An 18,462-nucleotide genomic window follows, 5' to 3' on the forward strand; every position below is an offset into this window, starting at 1 on the left:
TGGCGCTGCGACGCCTTCCCGCGTGGTGAAGTCGCCCGGCTGCCCGGCGTCGAACTGCGCTGCGGTGTGACGCGGACAGGAATCGACGAGGGCGATGGCGGTGTCCACTGTCATGTTCGAACGCAGGAAGGAACCGACGAGGTCCTGACCACCCGATGCTCATCGCCTGCGACGGCGCCCAGTCGACCGTCCTGCACCTTTTGAACGTGCCCTGCGAGAACCTGGGCACAGACGACCCGGTGCCGGTGGTCGACGGCCGTATGAGCGGAGCCGCCCCGATCAAGGGGGCCATGGCCTTCCCGGAGGCCACACCCGACCCGCGCTGTGGGTCAACCTGCCCCGCGACCACGTGCGCATGGAGTTCAGGCTGATGCCCGGCGACGACCGTGCGGAGATCGTCACCGACGAGGCCATCACCCGGATCAGCCGAGGCGTCCTCACCCCGGCGGCGTTCACGCCCGAACGCAAGGCCGTCTGCACGTTCTTTGCGCGGGGGGCCTCGAGCTGGCGTGTCGGCAGCGTTTTCCTCGCCGGGGACGCCACCCCCCCTCCAGACCAGAGTGGTCACGTCACGTAGGCCGGCGCACAGACCCTGGCCGAACAGCGGCGGTGCCGGAGGCCGGGACGGTCCAGACCGTTGCTCTTGCTGCTGTCGGCCAAGTACAGGGTGCGCCCGGCGGGATTCAAGGGCGCGCGTGATGCCGCTGATCGCGTCGCCGCCCTGTTGCCCTGCTACCAGCACCGCTGCGCCCGAACGGCGCGACCCTCAGCAGTGCCGGACGCGCGCCCAGTGTGTCCGCGCGCATATGAGGCTGCGTGGGAAGTGGGACCCGTAGGGATGAGGCGCGTCAGTGGCTCAACCCGGCGCCGGAAGAACACGTTGCCTCGATGACGAGGTCGGCACGGTCGTACGGCGCCCGTTGGCTGCCGTACGACGTTGGTGAGGCCCTGTGCCCCTGCGGCGTGGCTGGTCAGTCCTGGTCAGCAAGGAGCGGAAGAAGTCGGTGGTAGGCGGGTACGACGACGGCGGCAACCACTACGTGCATGACCATCAGGGCGACGACGGCCCCCCAGCTGGTGCCGGGCCGGCTGTCGGAGACGCCGACCATGATGTCCGGGATCAGGCTGAGAATCACGACGACGGGCACGAGGATGCGCAGCAGCCGGGAGGACTGCGCCGAGCGGGCGCGGACGATCGCCCAGGCGGCAGCACCGACCAGGACGCCGAAGACGGTGAGGGGCGCATAGGCGGTCAGCTGGAGGGGCTGGAAATCGTGCGAGGCGCCTGCGGCGTGGGCTGTCGCGGCGACGACGGCGTTGAGTGCGACGGCGACGGCCGCGGTGCCGATCAGACCTCCGGCGACGACAAGGCCGCTGCGGCGGGCCGGACGGGTGGCGAGCTGGTGGCTCATGGTGATGCTCCGGATCGGGTGTCTGGCATCGGGTGGGGACGGGGAGCCGGTCGGGTCAGCCGGCGATGACGACGGAACGGCGGTCGAAGGTGGCGTCGCTGACGGTGGCGAGCATCCAGGCGGCGACATCGGCGCGGCTGATGCTGTCGCCCATGCGCAAGGTGGCCGACTCGGGCAGCACCTTGACGGCGCCGGTGGCGGGGCCGTTGGTGAGGCGGACGGCGTGGACCAGGGTGTAGCCGAGGTCGCTGGTGCGCAGCGCGTCCTCCGCGGTCGCCTTGTCCTTGACCATGGCGCCCATGACCGTGTTGGACATGAGCTTGGCGGGCCCGCTCAGGCGCTCCTGCAGCACGGCGAAGGAGGACAGCTCCACGAACCGGGTGACGCCGGTGGTGGCGGCGCCCGAGATGACGGCCCGTGTGGCGTCGGTGATGACCGATCCGCCGGTCGCGCCGAGTGCGCTGATCACCGCGGCGACGCCCGACATGGCCTGCGTGACATCGCCGGCGTCGGTGGCCTGACCGGCAACGACCTCAAGCCCGGTCCGTGTCTCCAGCTTCTGGGGTGAGCGGACGAGCGCGCGCACGGTGTGACCCGCCGCGAGGGCCTGGTCGACGACGATGCGCCCGGTGGCGCCGGTGGCGCCGAGTACGAGCAGCTTCACGGGGACCTCCTCAGGGCTGCGATGCTGCTGGGAGCACCGGCCAGTCACTTAAAGCGTTAACTTGAAAGTAGCCGCAATTAGTTAACGATGCAAGTGAAGGTGACATGGATTCACTTCAATCGTTAAGCGTCGGTACAGTGGAGGGCATGATGAACACACCGGCCGACGAGGCGCCCCGCTGGCTCGACGAGGAGGAGCGTCGCGCCTGGCTCGGCCTGGTCGGCCTCGTGCGGCGCCTGGAGCACGCGCTCGACGCACAACTACGCGAAGAAGGGCTGACACACTTCGAGTACGGGGTGATGGCGGCGATGTCGGAGTCACCGCAGCGGGAACTGCGCATGAGCGCCCTCGCCGCGTACGCCGAAGGCTCGCTCCCCCGGCTTTCTCAGGTCGTGACCCGCCTCGAACGCAAGGGCTACGCCCGCCGCCGCCCAGACCCGGCCGACGGCCGCTACACCCTCGCCGCCCTCACCGACGACGGGTACAGGAAGATCGTCAGCGCCGCCCCGGGCCATGTCGCAGAAGTGCGCCGACTGGTGTTCGACCCGTTGACCAGAGCACAGGTCAAACAACTCGGCCACATCGGCCAGCGCATCCTGCACGCCATCGACCACCGCGACGGCGACCCCCACCGGGCCCCCTCACGCTAACCAGGCGTCCATCCATGGGCCCGGCGACGGCGCGCGGGACGCTACGGCAGCCCAGGAAATCCCGCACGCGCACATGACCTCGGTCATCGGGCAGCTGGGCATCGAGCTCAAGGGCGCCCGCCAAGCCACGGCGACCGCTGCGCCCCCGGTTTCGGTCTTGGCGACGGCAAGCCGCCAAGGCTGTGCTGACGTCGGCACCGAGGAATGACTGTTCCGGGGCGTACCGGACGTTGCGGGCGCGCCGGCGGATCGCCGACGCGCCCGACGCCGAGTTCCAGCCGACCGACGACCCTCTTAAGCCACATCCGGGCACTCTGGACGTCACCAACAAGCGGCACACCAAGCGCGGACAGCTCAACCACGCCGTTCCCGAGGTCCTCCAGCTCCGGCGCCGGATCCGCCGATACAAGGCCGGCACCGGCATCCCCCACGGCGACATCGTCGCCTTCGCCCTCGACGCCTGGCTCCGTGCCAAGGGCTACCCGCCCGATCTGACCCTGACCAGGTCGCACACGCCATGACCGAGCAGTCGGACACGAGGCCGATCCGGGCCTGCCGCATGGAGACATCGTGGCGTCGGTCTTCGACACATGGTCCCTGCGGAGGGAGGGCGGCAGGGACGTCAGTAGCGGATCGCTGCGGACGCCTCCAGGGACGGTTGCATCGGGGCGCCGGTCTTCGCGCGGACCTCCTCCTCGGTGACGCCCGGAGCAAGTGCCCTCAGTCGCAGGCCGTCCCTGCTCACATCGATGGTGGCGAGATCGGTGATGATGCGGTCGACCACACCGGCAGCGGTCAGCGGCAGCGTGCAGTCGTCGACGATCTTCGGGCTTCCGTCCTTGGCAACGTGGTCGGTGAGCACCACGATGCGGCGGGCGCCGACCACAAGGTCCATGGCGCCGCCCATGCCCTTCACGAGGGCACCGGGGATGGTCCAGTTCGCCAGGTCGCCCCTCGCGCTCACCTGGAGGGCGCCCAGGATGGCGATGTCGATGTGGCCGCCGCGGATCATGCCGAAGGACGTCGCGGAGTCGAAGTAGCTCGCGCCGGGGTTGACGGTGACCGTCTGCTTGCCCGCGTTGATGACGTCGGCGTCCTCCTCGCCCTCCCAGGGGAACGGGCCGAGGCCGAGGATGCCGTTCTCGCTCTGCAAGGTCACCTGGACGCCGTCGGGAACGTGGTTGGCCACGAGGGTCGGAATGCCGATGCCGAGATTCACATAATCGCCGTCGTTGAGTTCGGCGGCCGCGATGGCGGCCATCTCGTCGCGTGTCCGGGGCACGATCAGTCGCTCCTATGCTTCGACGGTCACGCGGGGACGGACCGTGCGCTGTTCGATTTCCTTGGCCCGCTTGTGCGCGACCACCAGACGGCTCACGTAGATGCCGGGGGTGGTGACCGATTCGGGGTTGATGAACTCCTCGGAGAGGTGCTCGGCCTCGGCGACCGTCACCCGGCCGCATGTGGCCACGAGGGGGTTGAAGTTGCGTGCGGCAGCCCGGTACGTCAGGTTGCCCGCCTGGTCGGCGGTGTGGGCGTGCACGAGGGCGAGGTCGGCGACGATCGCGCGCTCCTGCACGTGGACGTGCCCGTCGAACTCGGCGTGCGGCTTGCCCTCGGCGACCGGCGTGCCCACGCCGGCCCTCGTGTAGAAGGCCGGGATCCCCGCCCCACCGGCACGCATGCGCTCGGCGAGCGTGCCCTGCGGCGAGAACTCCACATCGAGAACCTTGTCCAGGTACTGCTGGGCGAACAGCCTGTTCTCGCCGACGTAGGACGCGATCACCTTGGTCACCTGGCGGTTCTCCAGCAGCAGACCGAGGCCCTTGCCGTCGACCCCCATGTTGTTGGACACGACCGTAAGCCCCGTGACCCCGCTGTCCCGTACGACTTCGATGAGGTCGTACGGGACGCCGCAGAGACCGAACCCGCCGACCGCGATCGTCATCCCATCGGTCAGTACTCCGGCCAAGGCCTCTTCCGCCGTCGTGCGCAGCTTGCTCAACTCGTCCACCTCCCGCCTGGGGCGTTCACTGTCTGAGCGCCCGAGTCAACGCTCGTGCCCCCTCAACACGCAAGACATAGCGCTTCGGAGAGGTGAAACTGATTGCCGGGCGAGCGCGGACCGCGCATAGCGTTCACTGAGTGAACGTACGATGAGGGCATGGACACCACCCCGGCAGCCCACCTCGTCGGCAGGATGGGCGTGCTTCTGCGCGCGCTGTCGACGGTCAACGAGGCCGGTGCGGGCACCGCCGAACTGGCGAGGGCGACGAGCCTGCCGAGGCCGACGGTGCATCGACTACTGGTCTCGTTGGCGGACGAGGGGTTCGTCGACCGCGACCGGCGCAGTGGGCGTTGGTTCCTCGGTCCTGAGCTGTATCTGCTCGGCGGGGTGGCCGGCACTCGCTACGACATCACCCGCCACGCGCGTGAGAGCGTGCACCGGCTCGCGGCTCTGACGGGTGAGAGCGCGTTCTTCTCGGCCCGGCGGGGTGACGAGACGGTGTGCCTGCTGCGTGAGGACGGAGACTTTCCGATCCGCTCCTTCGTGCTCTACGAGGGGGCCCGCTTCCCGCTCGGGGTCGTGTCCGCGGGCCTGGCGGTACTGTCATTCCTCGACGACACCGAGATCGACGCCTACCTGGCAGACATGGACCTGGCTGACCGGTGGGGTCCGGCGCACGCGCCGGACGCGGTGCGGGAGCGGATCGCGCAGACCCGGATCGACGGCTACGCCGTGAACCCCGGACTCGTTGTGGAAGGCAGCTGGGGCATGGCGGCGGCGGTGTTCGACCACGCCGGGCAGCCTCTGTGGGCGCTGACCGTCACCGGTGTGGAGACACGGTTCCGCGCCGAGCGCAGACCTGAACTGGGCGCGCTCCTGCTGCGTGAGGCGCATGCGCTCGGTCGCACGCTGAACACTGGTGCGGGTACCCGACGCTGACCACTGCCTGGGATGTCGCGTCGACAGCGAAACCGGCGGGCGCCATCCGGGCGGACCGCCCCACGGGCGGCAAGACCTTCGGTCGTGAGGTCGTCCCCCCGCGAAGAGCCTTGGCAACAGCTCCTCGACCGGCGACATGCTCATCGGTTGCCACGGGAACAAGCGTGGCCCCCGTCATCCGCTTCGACGGCCAGGCCACCGGGCTCGCAGGTGCCCGCCTGCCTGGCGTGCTCCACCCAGAAGTTCAGACTCCGCGACGAGGCATGGGGCGATGCGGAGCACCGGATCCATTAGCGACGGATCACGCTGAAGCCGGTTAGGCGCCCGGCCAGCCGCGCTTCACGCCCAGGGCGGCTGTCGCCGGCCGAACCGGCTCCGGTGCCGCACCCTGCACCGGAGCCGGTTCTCACGGTTCAGCCGAGTCCGTCGGCGCCGACCTGGACGGCGGACTCGTCCAGCAGGGCGCTGCCCACCGGCTGCGGCCGCCCGTCGAGGTCGAGGACGGGGGTCGCCTCCTTGTACCAGGACTCGATCACCGCGTTGCCCCAGAAGTCCCGGCGGCGGTCGTCGTGCACGTTCCAGCGGTACGTCTCGTGGTCGGGGTCTCCGGTGTAGTAGTCGGAGGTGTAGATCTCCACCCGGTGGCCGTCCGGGTCGCGCAGGTAGACGTAGAAGGCGTTGGAGACACCGTGCCGGCCGGGCCCGCGCTCGATGTACTTCTCCTCGTGCAGCGCGCCGAAGATGTCGGCGGTGCGCAACACCTGGTGGGACTCGTGGGTGGCGACGCCGAGGTGGTGCAAGCGCGGGCCGGCGCCGCCGGTGAAGGCCACGTCGTGGACGGTCTGCTTGCGGTACATCCAGGCCGCGTACAGCTCGTGCTCGTCGCCCTCGATGGTCTCCGAGCAGCCGAAGCCCAGGGACTTGTAGTGGGCGTAGGCGGCGGGGATGTCGGGGGTGCAGATGTTGAAGTGGTCGAGGCGGGCGATCTGGGCGCCGCGGTGGAGGTCGTAGCGCTGGATGAGGCGCTCACCGCGCTCGATCTCGTGGAAGAACTCGACCGGGAAGCCCAGCGGGTCGACGACGCGTACGGCGTCGCCGACGCCGACCGTGCCCTCGCCCTCCTTCAACCGCTTGACGGGGCGGCCGAGTTCGGCGAAGAACTTCTCCGCCCTGTCGACGTCCTCAGGGGTGCGGACGCGGTAGGAGATGTGGTCGAGCGCGGCGATCTCACCCTTGCGCAGCACGAGCGAGTGATGGGTGAGTTCGTCGGTCCCGCGCAGGTAGAGGGAGTCGGCGTCCTCGTACTGGATGTGGAAGCCGAGCATGTCCACCCAGAACCAGCGGGCCTTGGCCAGATCCGTGACGGCCAGCTGGGCGTAGGCCGAGCGGACCACGTCCGGTGCGGGTACGGCGGTCATCGGGCGGCTCCGAACCGAGGGGTGTGGACGTCACCGAGCGCGACGTGGACGATCTTGGACTCGGTGTAGAAGTCGATGCTGTGGGCGCCTCCCTCGCGGCCGACGCCCGAGGCCTTGACGCCTCCGAAGGGAGTGCGCAGGTCACGGACGTTGTGGGAGTTGATCCAGAGCATGCCGGACTCGACGGCGTGGGCGATGCGGTGGCCGCGCTTGAGGTTCGAGGTCCAGATGTAGGCGGCCAGTCCGAACCGCGTGGCGTTGGCCAGCTCGACGGCCTCGGCCTCGTCGTCGAAGGGGGCCACGGCGACGACGGGGCCGAAGATCTCCTCCTGGAAGATCCGGGCGTCACGGGAGACGTCGGCGAACACGGTCGGCTGGAGGTAGTTGCCCTCCGTCAGGTGGGCCGGGCGGGCGCCGCCCGCCACCAGCCGGGCCTCCTTCTTGCCGATCTCGACGTAGTTCAGGACCCGCTCGTAGTGCTCGGTGTGGACCAGCGCGCCGACCTCGGTGGCCGGGTCGGACGGCAGGCCGACGTTGACGTGCTCGGCTCGTTCGGCGAGGCGGCGGGTGAACTCCTCGTAGAGCGGGCGCTCGACGAGCACCCGGGAACCCGCCGTGCAGCGTTCGCCGTTGAGCGAGAACACGCCAAAGACCACGGAGTCCAGGGCCGCCTCGATGTCGGCGTCGGCGAAGACGACGACCGGGGACTTGCCGCCCAGCTCCATCGACGTGGTCTTCAGGTGCTCGGCGGAGGACCGGATGATGTGCTTTCCGGTGTCGGTCGAGCCCGTGAAGGAGATCAGCGGCACGTCCGGGTGGTCGACGAGGGCCTGCCCGGCCTCCTCGCCGATGCCGTGGACGATGTTGACGACTCCGGCCGGCACGCCCGCCTCGGCGAGGATCTCCGGCCAGAGCGACGCCGACAGGGGCGTCCACTCGGCGGGCTTGAGGACGAGCGTGCAGCCCGAGGCCAGGGCCGGCGCGAGCTTCCAGCTCTCCAGCATGAACGGGGTGTTCCACGGGGTGATCAGGCCGGCGACCCCGACCGGCGTGCGCACCACGTAGCTGAACTGCTCGTCGCCCTGCCGGAAGGCCTCCTCGCCGAGTGCGACGATCACGTCCGCGAAGTAGCGGAAGTTCTCGGCGGCGCGCCGGGCCTGGCCCTTGGCCTGGGTGATCGGCAGACCCGAGTCGTACGACTCGAAGAGCGCGAGGCGGTCGTGGCGGGCCTCGACGGCGTCGGCGACACGGTAGAGGACGCGGGCGCGCTCGCGGTTGGAGATCGATGACCAGGAGGGGAAGGCGGTCCGCGCCGCCTCGACGGCCCGCTGGACGTCGGCCTGCGCACCGCGTGCGGCCTGTGCGTAGGCGGTGTTGGACACGGGGTCGGTGACGTCGAAGGTGCGACCGTCCGCCGCGTCGACGAGTTCGCCGCCGATCCAGTGCCGGATGATCGAGGGCAGGCCCTCGGGGGTCGTGCTCACTTGCCGGCTCCGATCTGCTGGGTTCCGAGCTGCTGCGTAAGGTCCCCGCCCTCGGCGAGGAGGGCACGGATGCTGGCGAGGCCCTGGTCGGTGGGGGTGATGAGCGGCGGCCTCACGTGCGCCGACGCGATCCGGCCCTGCTGGGCGAGGACCCACTTGGCGGGTGCGGGGTTGGTCTCCACGAACAGCAGGTCGACCAGCGGGTGCAGGCGGTAGTGCAGGTCCCGGGCGGCCTCGAAGTCGCCGGCCTCCCACAGCTCGTACATCCGTGCCACGGCCGCGGGGGCCAGGTTGGACACCGCGCTGACGAAGCCGGCCCCGCCGAGGGCGAGCAGCGGCAGGCAGAGGAGCTCGATGCCGGACCACACGAGCAGCGAGCGGCCGCAGGCGTGCAGCACGCGGGAGAAGTGCTCGAAGTCCTTGGTGGTCTCCTTGACCCCGACGAAGTTGTCGAAGTCGGTGAACAGCCGCTTCACCGTCTCGGGGGCGATGTCGACCGCGGTGCGGGAGGGCACGTTGTAGGCGACGATCGGCAGGTCCGGGAACTCCCGGGCCACCCTGGCGTACCACTGGTACAGCGCCTCCTGGGTGGGGCGCGCGTAGTAAGGGGTGATCACCAGGGCCGCGTCGGCGCCCAGGTCCTGGGCGGCGGCTGTCAGTTCGAGGGTCTCGTTCAGCTTGTGCGAGCCGGTGCCGGGCAGGAAGGGCACCCGGTCGCCGATCTCCACGACGGCGGTACGCATGGCGGCGATCCGCTCGGCCACGGTCTGCGCGCTGGGCTCGCCGGTGGAGCCGCCGAGCGAGATGCCGTGCGAACCGGACTCCAGCTGGAAGCGGATCAGGGCGCGCAGGCTGTCGTGGTCGACGTCGCCCTCGTCGGTGAACGGGGTGACGACCGGGGCGATGGATCCGCGGATGGCGGAGGGGTCACTACGGAACTTCATGCGGGTTCTCCTTGCGATGCGGGCGAGGTCTGCGAGGGGTCGTGGCCGCGGCGCCACTGCTCGAACGGTTCGCGCCAGTCGGGACCAAGGGGATACAGGCCGTCGACGCTCTGCCCGGCGCGCACCTGTTCGGTGATGAAGCGCTCCCGCAGCTCCTGCTCGCGGCAGTCGGCGATCAGCTCCTCGGCCAGCTCGGGGGGTACGACCACGACGCCGTCCGCGTCGCCGACGATCAGGTCGCCGGGCTGGACCAGGGCGCCGCCGCAGGCGATGGGCACGCCCGTGTCCCAGGGGACGTGGCGGCGGCCCAGGACGGAGGGGTGCTCGCCACCGTGGTAGACGGGCAGGCCCAGTTCGGTGACCGCGGCGCTGTCGCGCAGGCCGCCGTCGGTGACGACCCCGGCCGCCCCACGCATCTGGGCACGCAGCGCGAGGATGTCGCCGAGGGTCCCGGCGGAGGTGTCACGGCGGGCGTCCATGACGAGCACGTGGCCCGGCCGCAGCTCCTCGATCGCCCGCTTCTGGGCGTTCATGCCGTTGCCGTACTTCTTGAACAGGTCCTCGCGCAGCGGCAGGTAGCGCAGGGTGTGCGCGACGCCGACCATGGTCCGGTCCGGCAGCGTGGGGCGGACGCCGTCGATGGACATGTGCGGCAGGCCGCGGGCACGGAGTTGCGCGCTGAGGGTGGCGACGGCGACCGAGCGCAGCCCGTCCTCGACCCGCTTGTCCAGCAGGGGCGCGGGCGTGTACGCCGTCCCGTACGCGGCCTCCCGCTCCGCCTGATCGGTCTTGGGCATCGCCCCGTACGGCTCCAGGGCGGGCCCGGCGGCGACGGGATTTCGCAGGCGTCCGGTGGACAGCCCGCTGCCGGACACCTCCACCTCGACCAGATCACCGGGCACCACCACGGAGGCGCCGGCCGGTGTGCCGGTGAGGATGACGTCCCCCGGTTCCAGGGTGACCTGCCGCGACAGGTCCGCTATCAGTTCGCCGAACGGGAACAGGAGGGTGTCGGTGGTGTCGTCCTGGACCAGTTCGCCGTTGACCCAGGTCCGCACCCGGAGGGCGGCCGGGTCGAGTTCGCGTGCGTCCAGCAGTCGCGGCCCGATCGGCGTGAAGCCGTCTCCGCCCTTGGAGCGGAGGTTGGAGCCGCGGTCGGCGTAGCGCAGGTCGTAAACGCCCGCGTCGTTGGCGGCGGTCACCCACCGTACGTACTGCCATCCGTCTTCGGGCCGCACCCGCTGTGCGCGCGAGCCGATGACGAGGGCGATCTCGCCCTCGAAGCCGAGGAGTTCGCATCCCTCGGGGCGGACGAGTGCGTCCTTGGTGCCCGCGAGCGACGAGGGCGGCTTGAGGAAGTAGGACGGGTGGGCGGGGATCCGGCCGCGCTCCTTGGCGCGGCTCGGATAGTTGAGATGCAGAGCGATGATCTTCGACGGGGGGTTTCCGAGCGGGTGCGTCATGTCGTCCGTCCGGGGTCAGGCGCGATCGAGGAAGGCCTGGACCCTGGCCTTGTACGGCTCGCGGTCGTAACTCTTCACGTACGCGCCGGCCATCCGCACGGGGTCGCCGAAGAAGTAGTACTCGTACAGCGCCTGGCGGCTGGAGAAGGCGGAGATGCAGGTGTCCCACACCAGGCGGAAGAGCTTCACGCGCTCGGGGCCGGTCAGGGTAGCCGACTGCAGGTACGCCTCGATGTCGGCGGCGGCGGGTCCCTCGATGTCGAGTTCGGTCGGGGTGGCCATCAGACCGGAGGCGCCGAGCTTGCGCAGGATCTGCGGGAAGCGCTGGTAGAGCTTGGGGTAGAGGTTGCGGGCGGCGTTGAGCGGGGCGAAGGCCGGGGTGAGCACGCCGTACTCGTTGACCTCGGCGTCGGCCTCGGCGGCCCGCAGGAAGGCCCGCAGCGTCTCCAGCGTGGCGATGATCTCGGCGACATCCTCCTGGACGTGCTGGAACTGCTCGATGCCGATGGCCTCGGTGAGCAGGGAAACCAGGCCGAGGATGTACTCGGTCTTGGCGGTGGTGCGGGTGACGACCTGGTGGGTCATGTGCACCACGGACGACGTCTGCGAGTAGAAGCCGTTGCACAGCTCGGCGTCGCCGAGGGCGAAGCAGCGCTCGTAGGGCACGTGGACGTTGTCGAAGACGACCACGCAGTCCGACTCCTCGAAGCGGGAGCCGAGGGGGTGGTCGTGGCGCGGGCGGTCGTAGTCGAGGGGCTCGCGGGCGATGTAGCGCAGCCCAGGGGTGTCGTTGGGGATGGCGAACGCGTAGGAGTACGGCTTGTCCTCGGGGGTGCCGCGCAGCACGGTGGAGGGGAAGACGAGCATCTCGTCGGCGAACGGGGCGATGGTGGCCAGCATGCGGGCGCCGTGGATCACCACGCCGTTGTCGTCCTCCTTCACGATCCGCGCGGCCAGCTTGCCGCCGGCCTGCTGGGTCCCGGCCACGGACCGGTTGACCTGCGGCGGGATCAGCGTGTGGGTGCACAGCAGGTCCTCTTCGCGGACCTTCTCGTAGTAGCGGCGGATGTTCTCGCCGAAGGCGGGGTTGGCCTGGGCGAACCAGTCGGCGGCCGAGGCGAGGGCCATGAGGGAGCTGTTCATGTAGTCGCCGGTGCGGCCGAGCATGCCGTTGCTGTGGTCGGCCCACACCTTGTACGCCTTGCGGCGCTTGACCAGGTCCTCAGGGGTCTTCGGGGTGAGGAAGGAGGTGCCGACCGGCTCGCCCGACGTCGGCGACGTGTAGGTGAGGACGTCCTTGTGCTCGTCCGAGTGCTGGAGGTCGAACAGTTCGGCGTAGGTGCGGACGACGTTACGGAAGGCGGGGTGGTCCTGGATGCCGCCGGAGACGGTCTCGCCCTGGATGTGGACGGTGGGGCGGGAGGCGGCGAGGCGCTCCAGGTATTCCTTGCCGGTGCGTGCGGGCATGGTGGTTCTCCTGGGGGTGTCGGGCGGGGTCAGGTTCAGATGAGGTGTTCGATGCCGTCGGTGGACTCGGCCGCGGTGCCGAAGCGGCTCCAGGCGTAGGTGAGGGCGTCGCCGTCACGGTGGCCGAGGTCGGTGACGCGGCCGACGACGAGGGTGTGGTCCCCTCCGTCGTAGGCACGCCATGGCTCGCACTCCACCCATGCCAGGGGGTTCGCGAGCCGGGGCACCCGGGCCGCAGTAGCCCAGCGCGGCTCGGCGGCGCCCTGCACCCCGGCGAACAGCCGGGCCAGCGGCTCCTGTTCGGCACCGAGGATGTTGACGCAGAACGAGCTGTCGATCAGCTGGTCGTGGCAGCGGGCGCGGCGGGCGACGCTGACGAGCACCAGCGCGGGATCGGCGGAGACGGACGTGAAGGAGTTCATGGTCGCGCCCCGGGGGCCCTCCTCGCCCGCGTACGTCACGACGGTGACGCCGGTGGCGAACCGGGACATGCAGGCGCGCAGGGCGCCGGGGCTGGGAGGGGCGAGGGCTTGGGACATCGGGAGGACTCCTTGAGTGGATCGCCGGCTGTGTCCTCCGCGAGGCGGGGGAGGGACGGCGCCGGTCCCGCAGGCCGGGGCCAAGCGGGAGATATGCTGCTCGAAGCATGTAATCAAAGCTTTGACTATTTGGACGGTACCTGGACCCCCCGGTCTTGGGAAGCCCCGGAGCGGAGAATTCAGTGACCGCGGGCGATCCAATCCTCCAGAGCGGCGCGAGCGTCAGGAGTTCGTCGCGGATCGAACGGATGATGGTGGGGAAGTTCGAGAACGACCGCCCGGTGGATCCCGGGCCGCCGGCGAAGAGCGTGTCGCCGGTGAACACGGTGTCGAGGTCCGGCGCGTAGAGACAGATGGCCCCGGGGCTGTGGCCCGGAGTGTGCAGCACGACCAGCTCCGTACCGGCGACCGTGAGCCGACGCCGCGGCTAACGCGATGCCCAGGCGGGACGGAGAGCCCGCCGCAGACGCCCGAACTCCCTGGGGCTGTCGACCGCGAGCACGCCGGCGATCTCGCCGTCACGTCGGTACACGGCCGTGAAGCTGTCGTCGAACGAGCCCGAGACGATTTCTAGCCGGTCGTCGGCGCCGGGCCGGCCGGCGATCTGGACGTGGACGCCGTACTGGTCCGACCACACATAGGGCAGCGGGTCGTGGACCGGTTGCGTCGTCGGGTCCTCGCCGCGCAACTCCGCCAGCAGCGAGCGGGCCGCGATGACCGGCATGTCCCGCGCGTTGGTCCAGTGCTCGATGCGCAGCCGCCCGGCACGGCAGCGGTACGCGGCCACATCGCCCGCCGCGACCACTCCGGGCACCGTGGTCCGGCACCACTCGTCCGTGAGAACGCCGTTGTCGCAGTCGACGCCGGAACCCGCCAGCCACTCGGTGTTCGGCACAGCTCCCACGCCGACGACCACCACGTCCGCGGGCAGGAAGCGGCCGTCGGACAACGCCACGGCCCGCACCCCGTGCTCGCCGAGGAGACCCGTGACACCCACTCCGGTCACCAGGGTGACGCCGTGGTCCGTGTGCAGGCGGGCCAGGACGCCGGCGGCGTCGGGGCCCAGTTGCCGCAGCAGCGGCCTCTGCTCGTACTCGACGATGGTCACCTCGTGGCCGAGGGAACGCGCCACGGAGGCGACCTCGGCACCGATGAACCCCCCTCCCACCACGACGACCCGGCCCGGGCGGGACAGGTCCTCGCGCAGTCGGTCTGCGTCGTCCAGGGTGCGGAGGGTGTGCACCCCGTCGAGCTGCGGCATTCCGGGGAGTGTGCGAGCGCGGGCGCCGGTGGCGATGACCACGCCGTCCACACGCAGGCTTCGCCCGTCGGCGAGAGCGAGGGCCCCTGAGGACGGATCGAGGGCGGTGGCGCGGGTACCGAGCAGCCACTCGGCGTCGAGCAGGGCACGCAGGTCGTCGTCCGTCAGCGCGATGTCCTGGGCTTCGTACGTGCCCAGCAGCACCTGCTTGGACAGCGGAGGCCGGTCGTAGGGCTGCGAATTCTCCTCACCGACCAGCAGGAGCCGCCCGTCGTGGCCTTCGGCGCGCAGGGCCTCGGCGGCTCGGACACCGGCCAGTCCGGTGCCGACGACGGCGATCGTGGTCATCGCGTGGTCTCCGCGGCCGGCGCCACCGAGGACGCCTCGACGCACACCATGCCGTCGACGACCTGGACGGCATGCGTACGGATGGGACGCCGCGCCGGCGGACAGTCGGGCTTGCCGGTGCGCAGGTCGAAACGTGACTCGTGCAGCGGGCACTCGATCTCGTGGCCGTCCAGCCAGCCGTCGGAGAGCGAAGCGGTCTCGTGGGAGCAGGTGTCGTCGACGCAGAAGACGCGTTCGCCGACCTTGACGAGCGCCAGCGGAACCGGCACGTCGGGCCTGGCGATCCGGGTGACCACACCGGGGGTGAGGTCCGCGAGCGGACAGAGCTGGATCACTGTGCCGCCCCCTTCACGCCCTGGGCGTTGTGACGCATGAGGACGGACTCCGGCCCGCGGAACATCCAGCCGACCAGGTTCGGGGTGCTGGTGACGCTCAGCCCGGGAAGCGCGCCGAACAGCGCGGGCACCGCGGTACGGAGCTGCTCCCGTGCCAGATAGGTGCCGAGGCAGTAGTGGGCGCCGAGCGAGAAGGCGAGGTGGTCGGAGAGTTCGGGGCGGTCGATGTCGAAGGCGTCCGGGGCGGCGAACTTGCGGTCGTCCCGGTTGGCCGACGCGGCGAGCGCGAGCAGCTTGTCCCCGGCCCGCAGCGTCACGTCCCCCACCGTGTGGTCGACGGCGAGCTGCCGCGGAAAGGCTCCGACAGGGGTGAGCCAGCGCATCGTCTCCTCGATGGCCGCGTCGAGGGCCTCGGAGTCGGCCAGTACGCGGTCGCGCAGCTGAGGCTGTTCGCACAGCTGCCAGACCAGGGTGGCGAGCGCGTGCCAGGGCTCGTTGAAGCCGCCGGAGATCGTCAGACGCACCTGAGTGGCGATCTCCTCGACGGTCAGCGGCTCGGCGAGCTCGGCGTGCACCATCGCGGAGATCACGGTGTGGTCCGGTACGGCCGTCACACGGGCGACGGCCTCGCGGACCAGCTCCCCCACCTCGGCCCTGGCACGTCCGGCACGCTGCCAGACCGCCGGGTCGTCGTCGTGGTTGGCCAGACCGGCGATGAAGGCACGCGACCACTCGACGACCTGCTCGGTGTGCACGTCGGGCAGCCCCGCCGCCCGCATCAGCGCCTGAGCGGCGAACGGCGCCGCGAAGTCCGAAACAAGGTCGAACTCCGGCCTCGTCCTGAGCCGTTCGGCGAGTTCCGTGGCGTGCGAGGTGAGCCCCGCCGACCACTGCTGTCGCACATTGCGGCGCTTCAGCGGGCCGTCCACCGCGGAGCGCAGCCTGCGGTGGGCGTCGCCGTCGGTACGGATCATGACCAGACCCATGGTGCGTTCGGCGAGGGAGTTCTCCTGGTGCGCGGCGAAGATCTCGGGGTGCTCGTCGACGAAGACGACGTCCTCGTAGCGGCTCACGAGCCACATGCCGAGCCCGTCCGACCAGGCCCAGGGCTCCTGGTCCCTGAGCTCGCGGTAGACGGGATACGGGTCGGCGTAGAGGTCTTTGCTGGTCAGATTTCCTGCGATGGGCATAGCGGCTCCTCACGGTGTCGGCCGCATCGGAGAGGGATGTCGGCCGCATCGGGCTGCAACGACTGTGCGGTACGCCGCGTGAGCACGGAATACTCTGGAATCCAGCAATACGCCGTCAATAACCACAGGATTCCTGAGGTATGGACTCATGACGCTCTCCCTGCGCCAGCTCCGGTTCTTCGTGGCGGCGGCCGAGGCCGGTACCATCGCGGGCGCCGCCGCACGGGAGCACATCTCCCAGTCGACGATCGCCCTGGCCGTCAGCGAACTGGAGCGCACCCTCGGGGTTCAGCTCTTCCTGCGCCGACAGGCCAAGGGACTGACGATCACCCAAGCCGGCCTGGCCGTGCTCGCGGACGCGCGCCCACTGCTCGCCCACGCGGACGAACTCGTCTCCAGCGCACGCAACCTGGGCGGCGAGCTCTCCGGGAACCTGACCGTCGGCTGCTACACGACCCTGGCCCCGTTCCTGATGCCCGGCGTCCTGAAGGGTTTCGCCGCCGAACATCCGACGGTGCGACTGAGCTTCGCGGAGGGCACCCAGGTGGAACTGCAGGAGAAACTCCTCGACGGCAGCTGCGAAATCGCCTTGCTGTACGACCTCGACCTTCAGCAGGGCATCCAGCAGGAGACGCTGTACATCACCCGCCCGCACGTACTTCTGCCCCGCACGCACCCCCTGGCCGGGCAGGCCACGGTGAGCCTGCACGACCTCGCGGACGAACCGATGATCATGCTCGACAACCCGCCGAGCCGGCGGTACTTCACGGAACTGCTCGCCTCGCTCGGCATCCGGCCCGTGATCCGGCACACGACGAGCAGCTTCGAGACGGTGCGGTCACTGGTGGCGCGGGGCCTCGGCTACTCGCTTCTGATCCAGCGGCCCGCCTCCGGCGTCAGCCACGAGGGCGTCCCGCTGGCCGAATGCGAGATCCGGGATGAGGTACCCGACATGCCTGTGCTTCTCGCCTGGCCGGCCCGTGCCAACCTCACCCGACGAGCCAAGGCGTTCGCCGATTTCTGTCACCGGGCCCTCGCGGCCGGACCGGCACGGCCGGGGACCGGGGACCGCAATCCTCGGTAGCACCGTCCATCCGTCGGGGGGCCTAACCGGAATCCCGGCAGGGTCGACTTCCGCCGCGTACTGGTACTATACGTTTCGTTTCGGTCATGCTTCTGCTTCGCCGCGTTCCCGCAGCACCAGCTCGGAGTGCCCGCCCCGCGCTGACGGCCTGGGCCGTGGCACTTCTCGAGGCCACGGGCAGAGTCCTTCTCCTGCTCGGGCCGGCCTCGCGGCTCACGGCAACCGTGCTCATCGTGGAGCGTCGTGAAGGCAGGCGCCGTCAGCGGGCTCTGGGCGACCGACTTGGCAGCTACCGGGTATCCGGCGGCGCGCGCCTTGCACGTGAACATGGCCGCTCGGAAGTTCCAGGGTGTGATGGCGACACACTCACCAATCGGTTCCCTGAGCGCGAGGACGCTGCCACCTCGCACCGTGCTTCCGCGAGCAGCCTGCCTTCCAGGGTGATCAGGAGAGCGAGATCCTCCGTGCTGCGTCACGAACTCGAACCAGGGGCACAGCGGCCGTGCTGCCGTCGGCGCGCCGGGCCCGCTTCAGAGACGCAGATCCGCGATCGTCTCGACGGAGGAGGGGGTGGTGGTGACGGTGAAAAGGGACGTGGTCTTGCCTCTGAGACGGTCGACACGCTTTTCGGCAACGAGGCGCGGCAGTCTACGCGGCCGGCCGTGCGGGCGGGCCGCAGGCCCGTCGGCCCTCCGGCCTACACTCCTGGTGTGAACCACGAGCACCCGGACAACGAGGACCTGCATTTCTGGTCGTTCATCGATCACGCGGTCCACCGCGCGAGCCGTGAGCTGCCGGGCGTCGATCCGCTGGCGATGCGGTTGGTGCTCACCCTGACGCGGGCCGCGAACATGCTGGTCTACGACCTGGAATCCACCGTCCACCGGCCCCGCGGATGGTCGTGGCCAGGCTTCCGCGTGCTGTTCGCGATCTGGCTGACGAGCCCCGTCGAGGCGAAGAAGGTCGCAGAGCTGTCCGGCATGAGCCGCGCGGCCGTGTCGGCGCTGGTGAACACGCTCGAGCGGGACGGCCTCGTCACCAGGACACGCGCCCCGCACGACGGCCGCGCGGTCGACCTCAATCTCACCGAGAGCGGTCTGCGCGCGATCACGACGGCTTTCCAGGCGCACAACGAACGCGAACAGGAGTGGGCGGGCTCGCTCAGCGCGGACGAACAGAAAACGCTCGTCACACTGCTGGAGAAGCTCACCGCCCACTCCCTGCGATTCGAGGTCAGGCAACGGACCTGACGGCGG

At 70.0% G+C, this 18,462-nt stretch carries 20 protein-coding genes and 1 pseudogene; 6 read left to right on the top strand and 15 right to left on the bottom strand.

What is annotated here, in order from left to right:
- The first annotated feature begins 355 nt into the window (after positions 1 to 355).
- Positions 356 to 577 (top strand): hypothetical protein, encoded by a 222-nt coding sequence (locus ACFY0P_RS29835; RefSeq protein WP_388919700.1) that lies wholly within the window; start codon positions 356 to 358, stop codon positions 575 to 577.
- Between the two features lie 394 nt (positions 578 to 971).
- Here the strand turns inward: ACFY0P_RS29835 and ACFY0P_RS29840 are convergent, their stop codons facing one another.
- Positions 972 to 1,412, bottom strand: coding sequence for a DUF6069 family protein (locus ACFY0P_RS29840; protein ID WP_388919703.1), 441 nt, complete (start codon positions 1,410 to 1,412; stop codon positions 972 to 974).
- A gap of 55 nt (positions 1,413 to 1,467) precedes the next feature.
- Positions 1,468 to 2,076 (bottom strand): NAD(P)-dependent oxidoreductase, encoded by a 609-nt coding sequence (locus tag ACFY0P_RS29845; RefSeq protein ID WP_388919706.1) that lies wholly within the window; start codon positions 2,074 to 2,076, stop codon positions 1,468 to 1,470.
- Between the two features lie 146 nt (positions 2,077 to 2,222).
- Between ACFY0P_RS29845 and ACFY0P_RS29850 the strand changes: the two genes are divergently transcribed.
- Both ACFY0P_RS29850 and ACFY0P_RS29855 read left to right on the top strand, forming a co-directional pair.
- On the top strand, positions 2,223 to 2,726 hold the full coding sequence (locus tag ACFY0P_RS29850; protein ID WP_388919709.1) for a MarR family winged helix-turn-helix transcriptional regulator: 504 nt from the start codon (positions 2,223 to 2,225) through the stop codon (positions 2,724 to 2,726).
- A gap of 230 nt (positions 2,727 to 2,956) precedes the next feature.
- Positions 2,957 to 3,247 carry a hypothetical protein gene (locus tag ACFY0P_RS29855; RefSeq protein WP_388919712.1) on the top strand — a complete coding sequence of 97 codons (291 nt, stop codon included), beginning with the start codon at positions 2,957 to 2,959 and terminating at the stop codon, positions 3,245 to 3,247.
- A 101-nt stretch (positions 3,248 to 3,348) separates the two neighbouring features.
- On the opposite strand, the gene ACFY0P_RS29860 is transcribed toward ACFY0P_RS29855, so the two are convergent.
- Both ACFY0P_RS29860 and ACFY0P_RS29865 read right to left on the bottom strand, forming a co-directional pair.
- On the bottom strand, positions 3,349 to 3,987 hold the full coding sequence (locus ACFY0P_RS29860) for a 3-oxoacid CoA-transferase subunit B (RefSeq protein WP_388920015.1): 639 nt from the start codon (positions 3,985 to 3,987) through the stop codon (positions 3,349 to 3,351).
- Positions 3,988 to 4,020: 33 nt separating this feature from the next.
- Complete coding sequence (locus tag ACFY0P_RS29865) at positions 4,021 to 4,731, bottom strand: CoA transferase subunit A (RefSeq protein WP_388919715.1); 711 nt, start codon at positions 4,729 to 4,731, stop codon at positions 4,021 to 4,023.
- A gap of 159 nt (positions 4,732 to 4,890) precedes the next feature.
- Between ACFY0P_RS29865 and ACFY0P_RS29870 the strand changes: the two genes are divergently transcribed.
- Positions 4,891 to 5,673 (top strand): IclR family transcriptional regulator, encoded by a 783-nt coding sequence (locus ACFY0P_RS29870; RefSeq protein ID WP_388919718.1) that lies wholly within the window; start codon positions 4,891 to 4,893, stop codon positions 5,671 to 5,673.
- 413 nt (positions 5,674 to 6,086) lie between these two features.
- Here ACFY0P_RS29870 and hpaD read toward each other — a convergent pair whose 3' ends face one another.
- From hpaD to ACFY0P_RS29920, 10 genes and pseudogenes are all read right to left on the bottom strand, one after another.
- Complete coding sequence (hpaD, locus tag ACFY0P_RS29875; protein ID WP_388919721.1) at positions 6,087 to 7,091, bottom strand: 3,4-dihydroxyphenylacetate 2,3-dioxygenase; 1,005 nt, start codon at positions 7,089 to 7,091, stop codon at positions 6,087 to 6,089.
- Positions 7,088 to 8,575, bottom strand: coding sequence for a 5-carboxymethyl-2-hydroxymuconate semialdehyde dehydrogenase (hpaE, locus tag ACFY0P_RS29880; protein WP_388919724.1), 1,488 nt, complete (start codon positions 8,573 to 8,575; stop codon positions 7,088 to 7,090). The genes hpaD and hpaE overlap by 4 nt, the downstream gene beginning before the upstream one ends.
- A complete protein-coding gene (dapA, locus tag ACFY0P_RS29885; protein ID WP_388919727.1) occupies positions 8,572 to 9,519 on the bottom strand; it encodes a 4-hydroxy-tetrahydrodipicolinate synthase in 948 nt (315 codons plus the stop codon). The genes hpaE and dapA overlap by 4 nt, the downstream gene beginning before the upstream one ends.
- Positions 9,516 to 10,982 (bottom strand): fumarylacetoacetate hydrolase family protein, encoded by a 1,467-nt coding sequence (locus ACFY0P_RS29890; protein ID WP_388919730.1) that lies wholly within the window; start codon positions 10,980 to 10,982, stop codon positions 9,516 to 9,518. The genes dapA and ACFY0P_RS29890 overlap by 4 nt, the downstream gene beginning before the upstream one ends.
- A gap of 15 nt (positions 10,983 to 10,997) precedes the next feature.
- The gene (hpaB, locus tag ACFY0P_RS29895; protein WP_388919733.1) at positions 10,998 to 12,449 is read right to left on the bottom strand and encodes a 4-hydroxyphenylacetate 3-monooxygenase, oxygenase component; all 1,452 of its coding nucleotides are present in this window, start codon (positions 12,447 to 12,449) and stop codon (positions 10,998 to 11,000) included.
- A gap of 35 nt (positions 12,450 to 12,484) precedes the next feature.
- Positions 12,485 to 12,988: a flavin reductase family protein gene (locus ACFY0P_RS29900; protein ID WP_388919736.1), complete on the bottom strand. Its 504-nt coding sequence runs from the start codon at positions 12,986 to 12,988 to the stop codon at positions 12,485 to 12,487.
- A 179-nt stretch (positions 12,989 to 13,167) separates the two neighbouring features.
- Positions 13,168 to 13,409, bottom strand: a pseudogene (locus tag ACFY0P_RS29905) (MBL fold metallo-hydrolase); the annotation flags it as partial.
- A 6-nt stretch (positions 13,410 to 13,415) separates the two neighbouring features.
- Positions 13,416 to 14,597, bottom strand: coding sequence for an NAD(P)/FAD-dependent oxidoreductase (locus ACFY0P_RS29910; protein ID WP_388919739.1), 1,182 nt, complete (start codon positions 14,595 to 14,597; stop codon positions 13,416 to 13,418).
- Entirely contained in the window at positions 14,594 to 14,932 is a 339-nt protein-coding gene (locus ACFY0P_RS29915) for a bifunctional 3-phenylpropionate/cinnamic acid dioxygenase ferredoxin subunit (RefSeq protein WP_388919742.1), read from the bottom strand. Before ACFY0P_RS29915 ends, ACFY0P_RS29910 begins: the two co-directional genes overlap by 4 nt.
- The gene (locus tag ACFY0P_RS29920) at positions 14,929 to 16,122 is read right to left on the bottom strand and encodes a cytochrome P450 (protein WP_388919745.1); all 1,194 of its coding nucleotides are present in this window, start codon (positions 16,120 to 16,122) and stop codon (positions 14,929 to 14,931) included. The genes ACFY0P_RS29915 and ACFY0P_RS29920 overlap by 4 nt, the downstream gene beginning before the upstream one ends.
- A gap of 148 nt (positions 16,123 to 16,270) precedes the next feature.
- Between ACFY0P_RS29920 and ACFY0P_RS29925 the strand changes: the two genes are divergently transcribed.
- On the top strand, positions 16,271 to 17,206 hold the full coding sequence (locus ACFY0P_RS29925; RefSeq protein WP_388919748.1) for a LysR family transcriptional regulator: 936 nt from the start codon (positions 16,271 to 16,273) through the stop codon (positions 17,204 to 17,206).
- Here ACFY0P_RS29925 and ACFY0P_RS29930 read toward each other — a convergent pair.
- A complete protein-coding gene (locus ACFY0P_RS29930) occupies positions 17,146 to 17,682 on the bottom strand; it encodes an aldehyde dehydrogenase family protein (protein ID WP_388919751.1) in 537 nt (178 codons plus the stop codon). The two genes, ACFY0P_RS29925 and ACFY0P_RS29930, sit on opposite strands and share 61 nt — an antisense overlap.
- A gap of 234 nt (positions 17,683 to 17,916) precedes the next feature.
- On the opposite strand from ACFY0P_RS29930, the gene ACFY0P_RS29935 reads away from it, so the two are divergent.
- A complete protein-coding gene (locus ACFY0P_RS29935) occupies positions 17,917 to 18,456 on the top strand; it encodes a MarR family winged helix-turn-helix transcriptional regulator (RefSeq protein WP_388919754.1) in 540 nt (179 codons plus the stop codon).
- Positions 18,457 to 18,462 lie beyond the last annotated feature (6 nt).

Source organism: Streptomyces sp. NPDC001714 (genome assembly GCF_042892755.1).
Lineage (GTDB): Bacteria > Actinomycetota > Actinomycetes > Streptomycetales > Streptomycetaceae > Streptomyces.

Bases quoted from the DNA above. Each gene is read 5' to 3' on its own strand.
- ACFY0P_RS29835 (WP_388919700.1), top strand. From the start codon at position 356: ATGGAGTTCAGGCTGATGCCCGGCGACGACCGTGCGGAGATCGTCACC.
- ACFY0P_RS29840 (WP_388919703.1), bottom strand. From the start codon at position 1,412: ATGAGCCACCAGCTCGCCACCCGTCCGGCCCGCCGCAGCGGCCTTGTC.
- ACFY0P_RS29850 (WP_388919709.1), top strand. From the start codon at position 2,223: ATGATGAACACACCGGCCGACGAGGCGCCCCGCTGGCTCGACGAGGAG.
- ACFY0P_RS29860 (WP_388920015.1), bottom strand. From the start codon at position 3,987: ATGGCCGCCATCGCGGCCGCCGAACTCAACGACGGCGATTATGTGAAT.
- ACFY0P_RS29870 (WP_388919718.1), top strand. From the start codon at position 4,891: ATGGACACCACCCCGGCAGCCCACCTCGTCGGCAGGATGGGCGTGCTT.
- hpaD (WP_388919721.1), bottom strand. From the start codon at position 7,091: ATGACCGCCGTACCCGCACCGGACGTGGTCCGCTCGGCCTACGCCCAG.
- dapA (WP_388919727.1), bottom strand. From the start codon at position 9,519: ATGAAGTTCCGTAGTGACCCCTCCGCCATCCGCGGATCCATCGCCCCG.
- ACFY0P_RS29890 (WP_388919730.1), bottom strand. From the start codon at position 10,982: ATGACGCACCCGCTCGGAAACCCCCCGTCGAAGATCATCGCTCTGCAT.
- hpaB (WP_388919733.1), bottom strand. From the start codon at position 12,449: ATGCCCGCACGCACCGGCAAGGAATACCTGGAGCGCCTCGCCGCCTCC.
- ACFY0P_RS29900 (WP_388919736.1), bottom strand. From the start codon at position 12,988: ATGTCCCAAGCCCTCGCCCCTCCCAGCCCCGGCGCCCTGCGCGCCTGC.
- ACFY0P_RS29910 (WP_388919739.1), bottom strand. From the start codon at position 14,597: ATGACCACGATCGCCGTCGTCGGCACCGGACTGGCCGGTGTCCGAGCC.
- ACFY0P_RS29920 (WP_388919745.1), bottom strand. From the start codon at position 16,122: ATGCCCATCGCAGGAAATCTGACCAGCAAAGACCTCTACGCCGACCCG.
- ACFY0P_RS29925 (WP_388919748.1), top strand. From the start codon at position 16,271: ATGACGCTCTCCCTGCGCCAGCTCCGGTTCTTCGTGGCGGCGGCCGAG.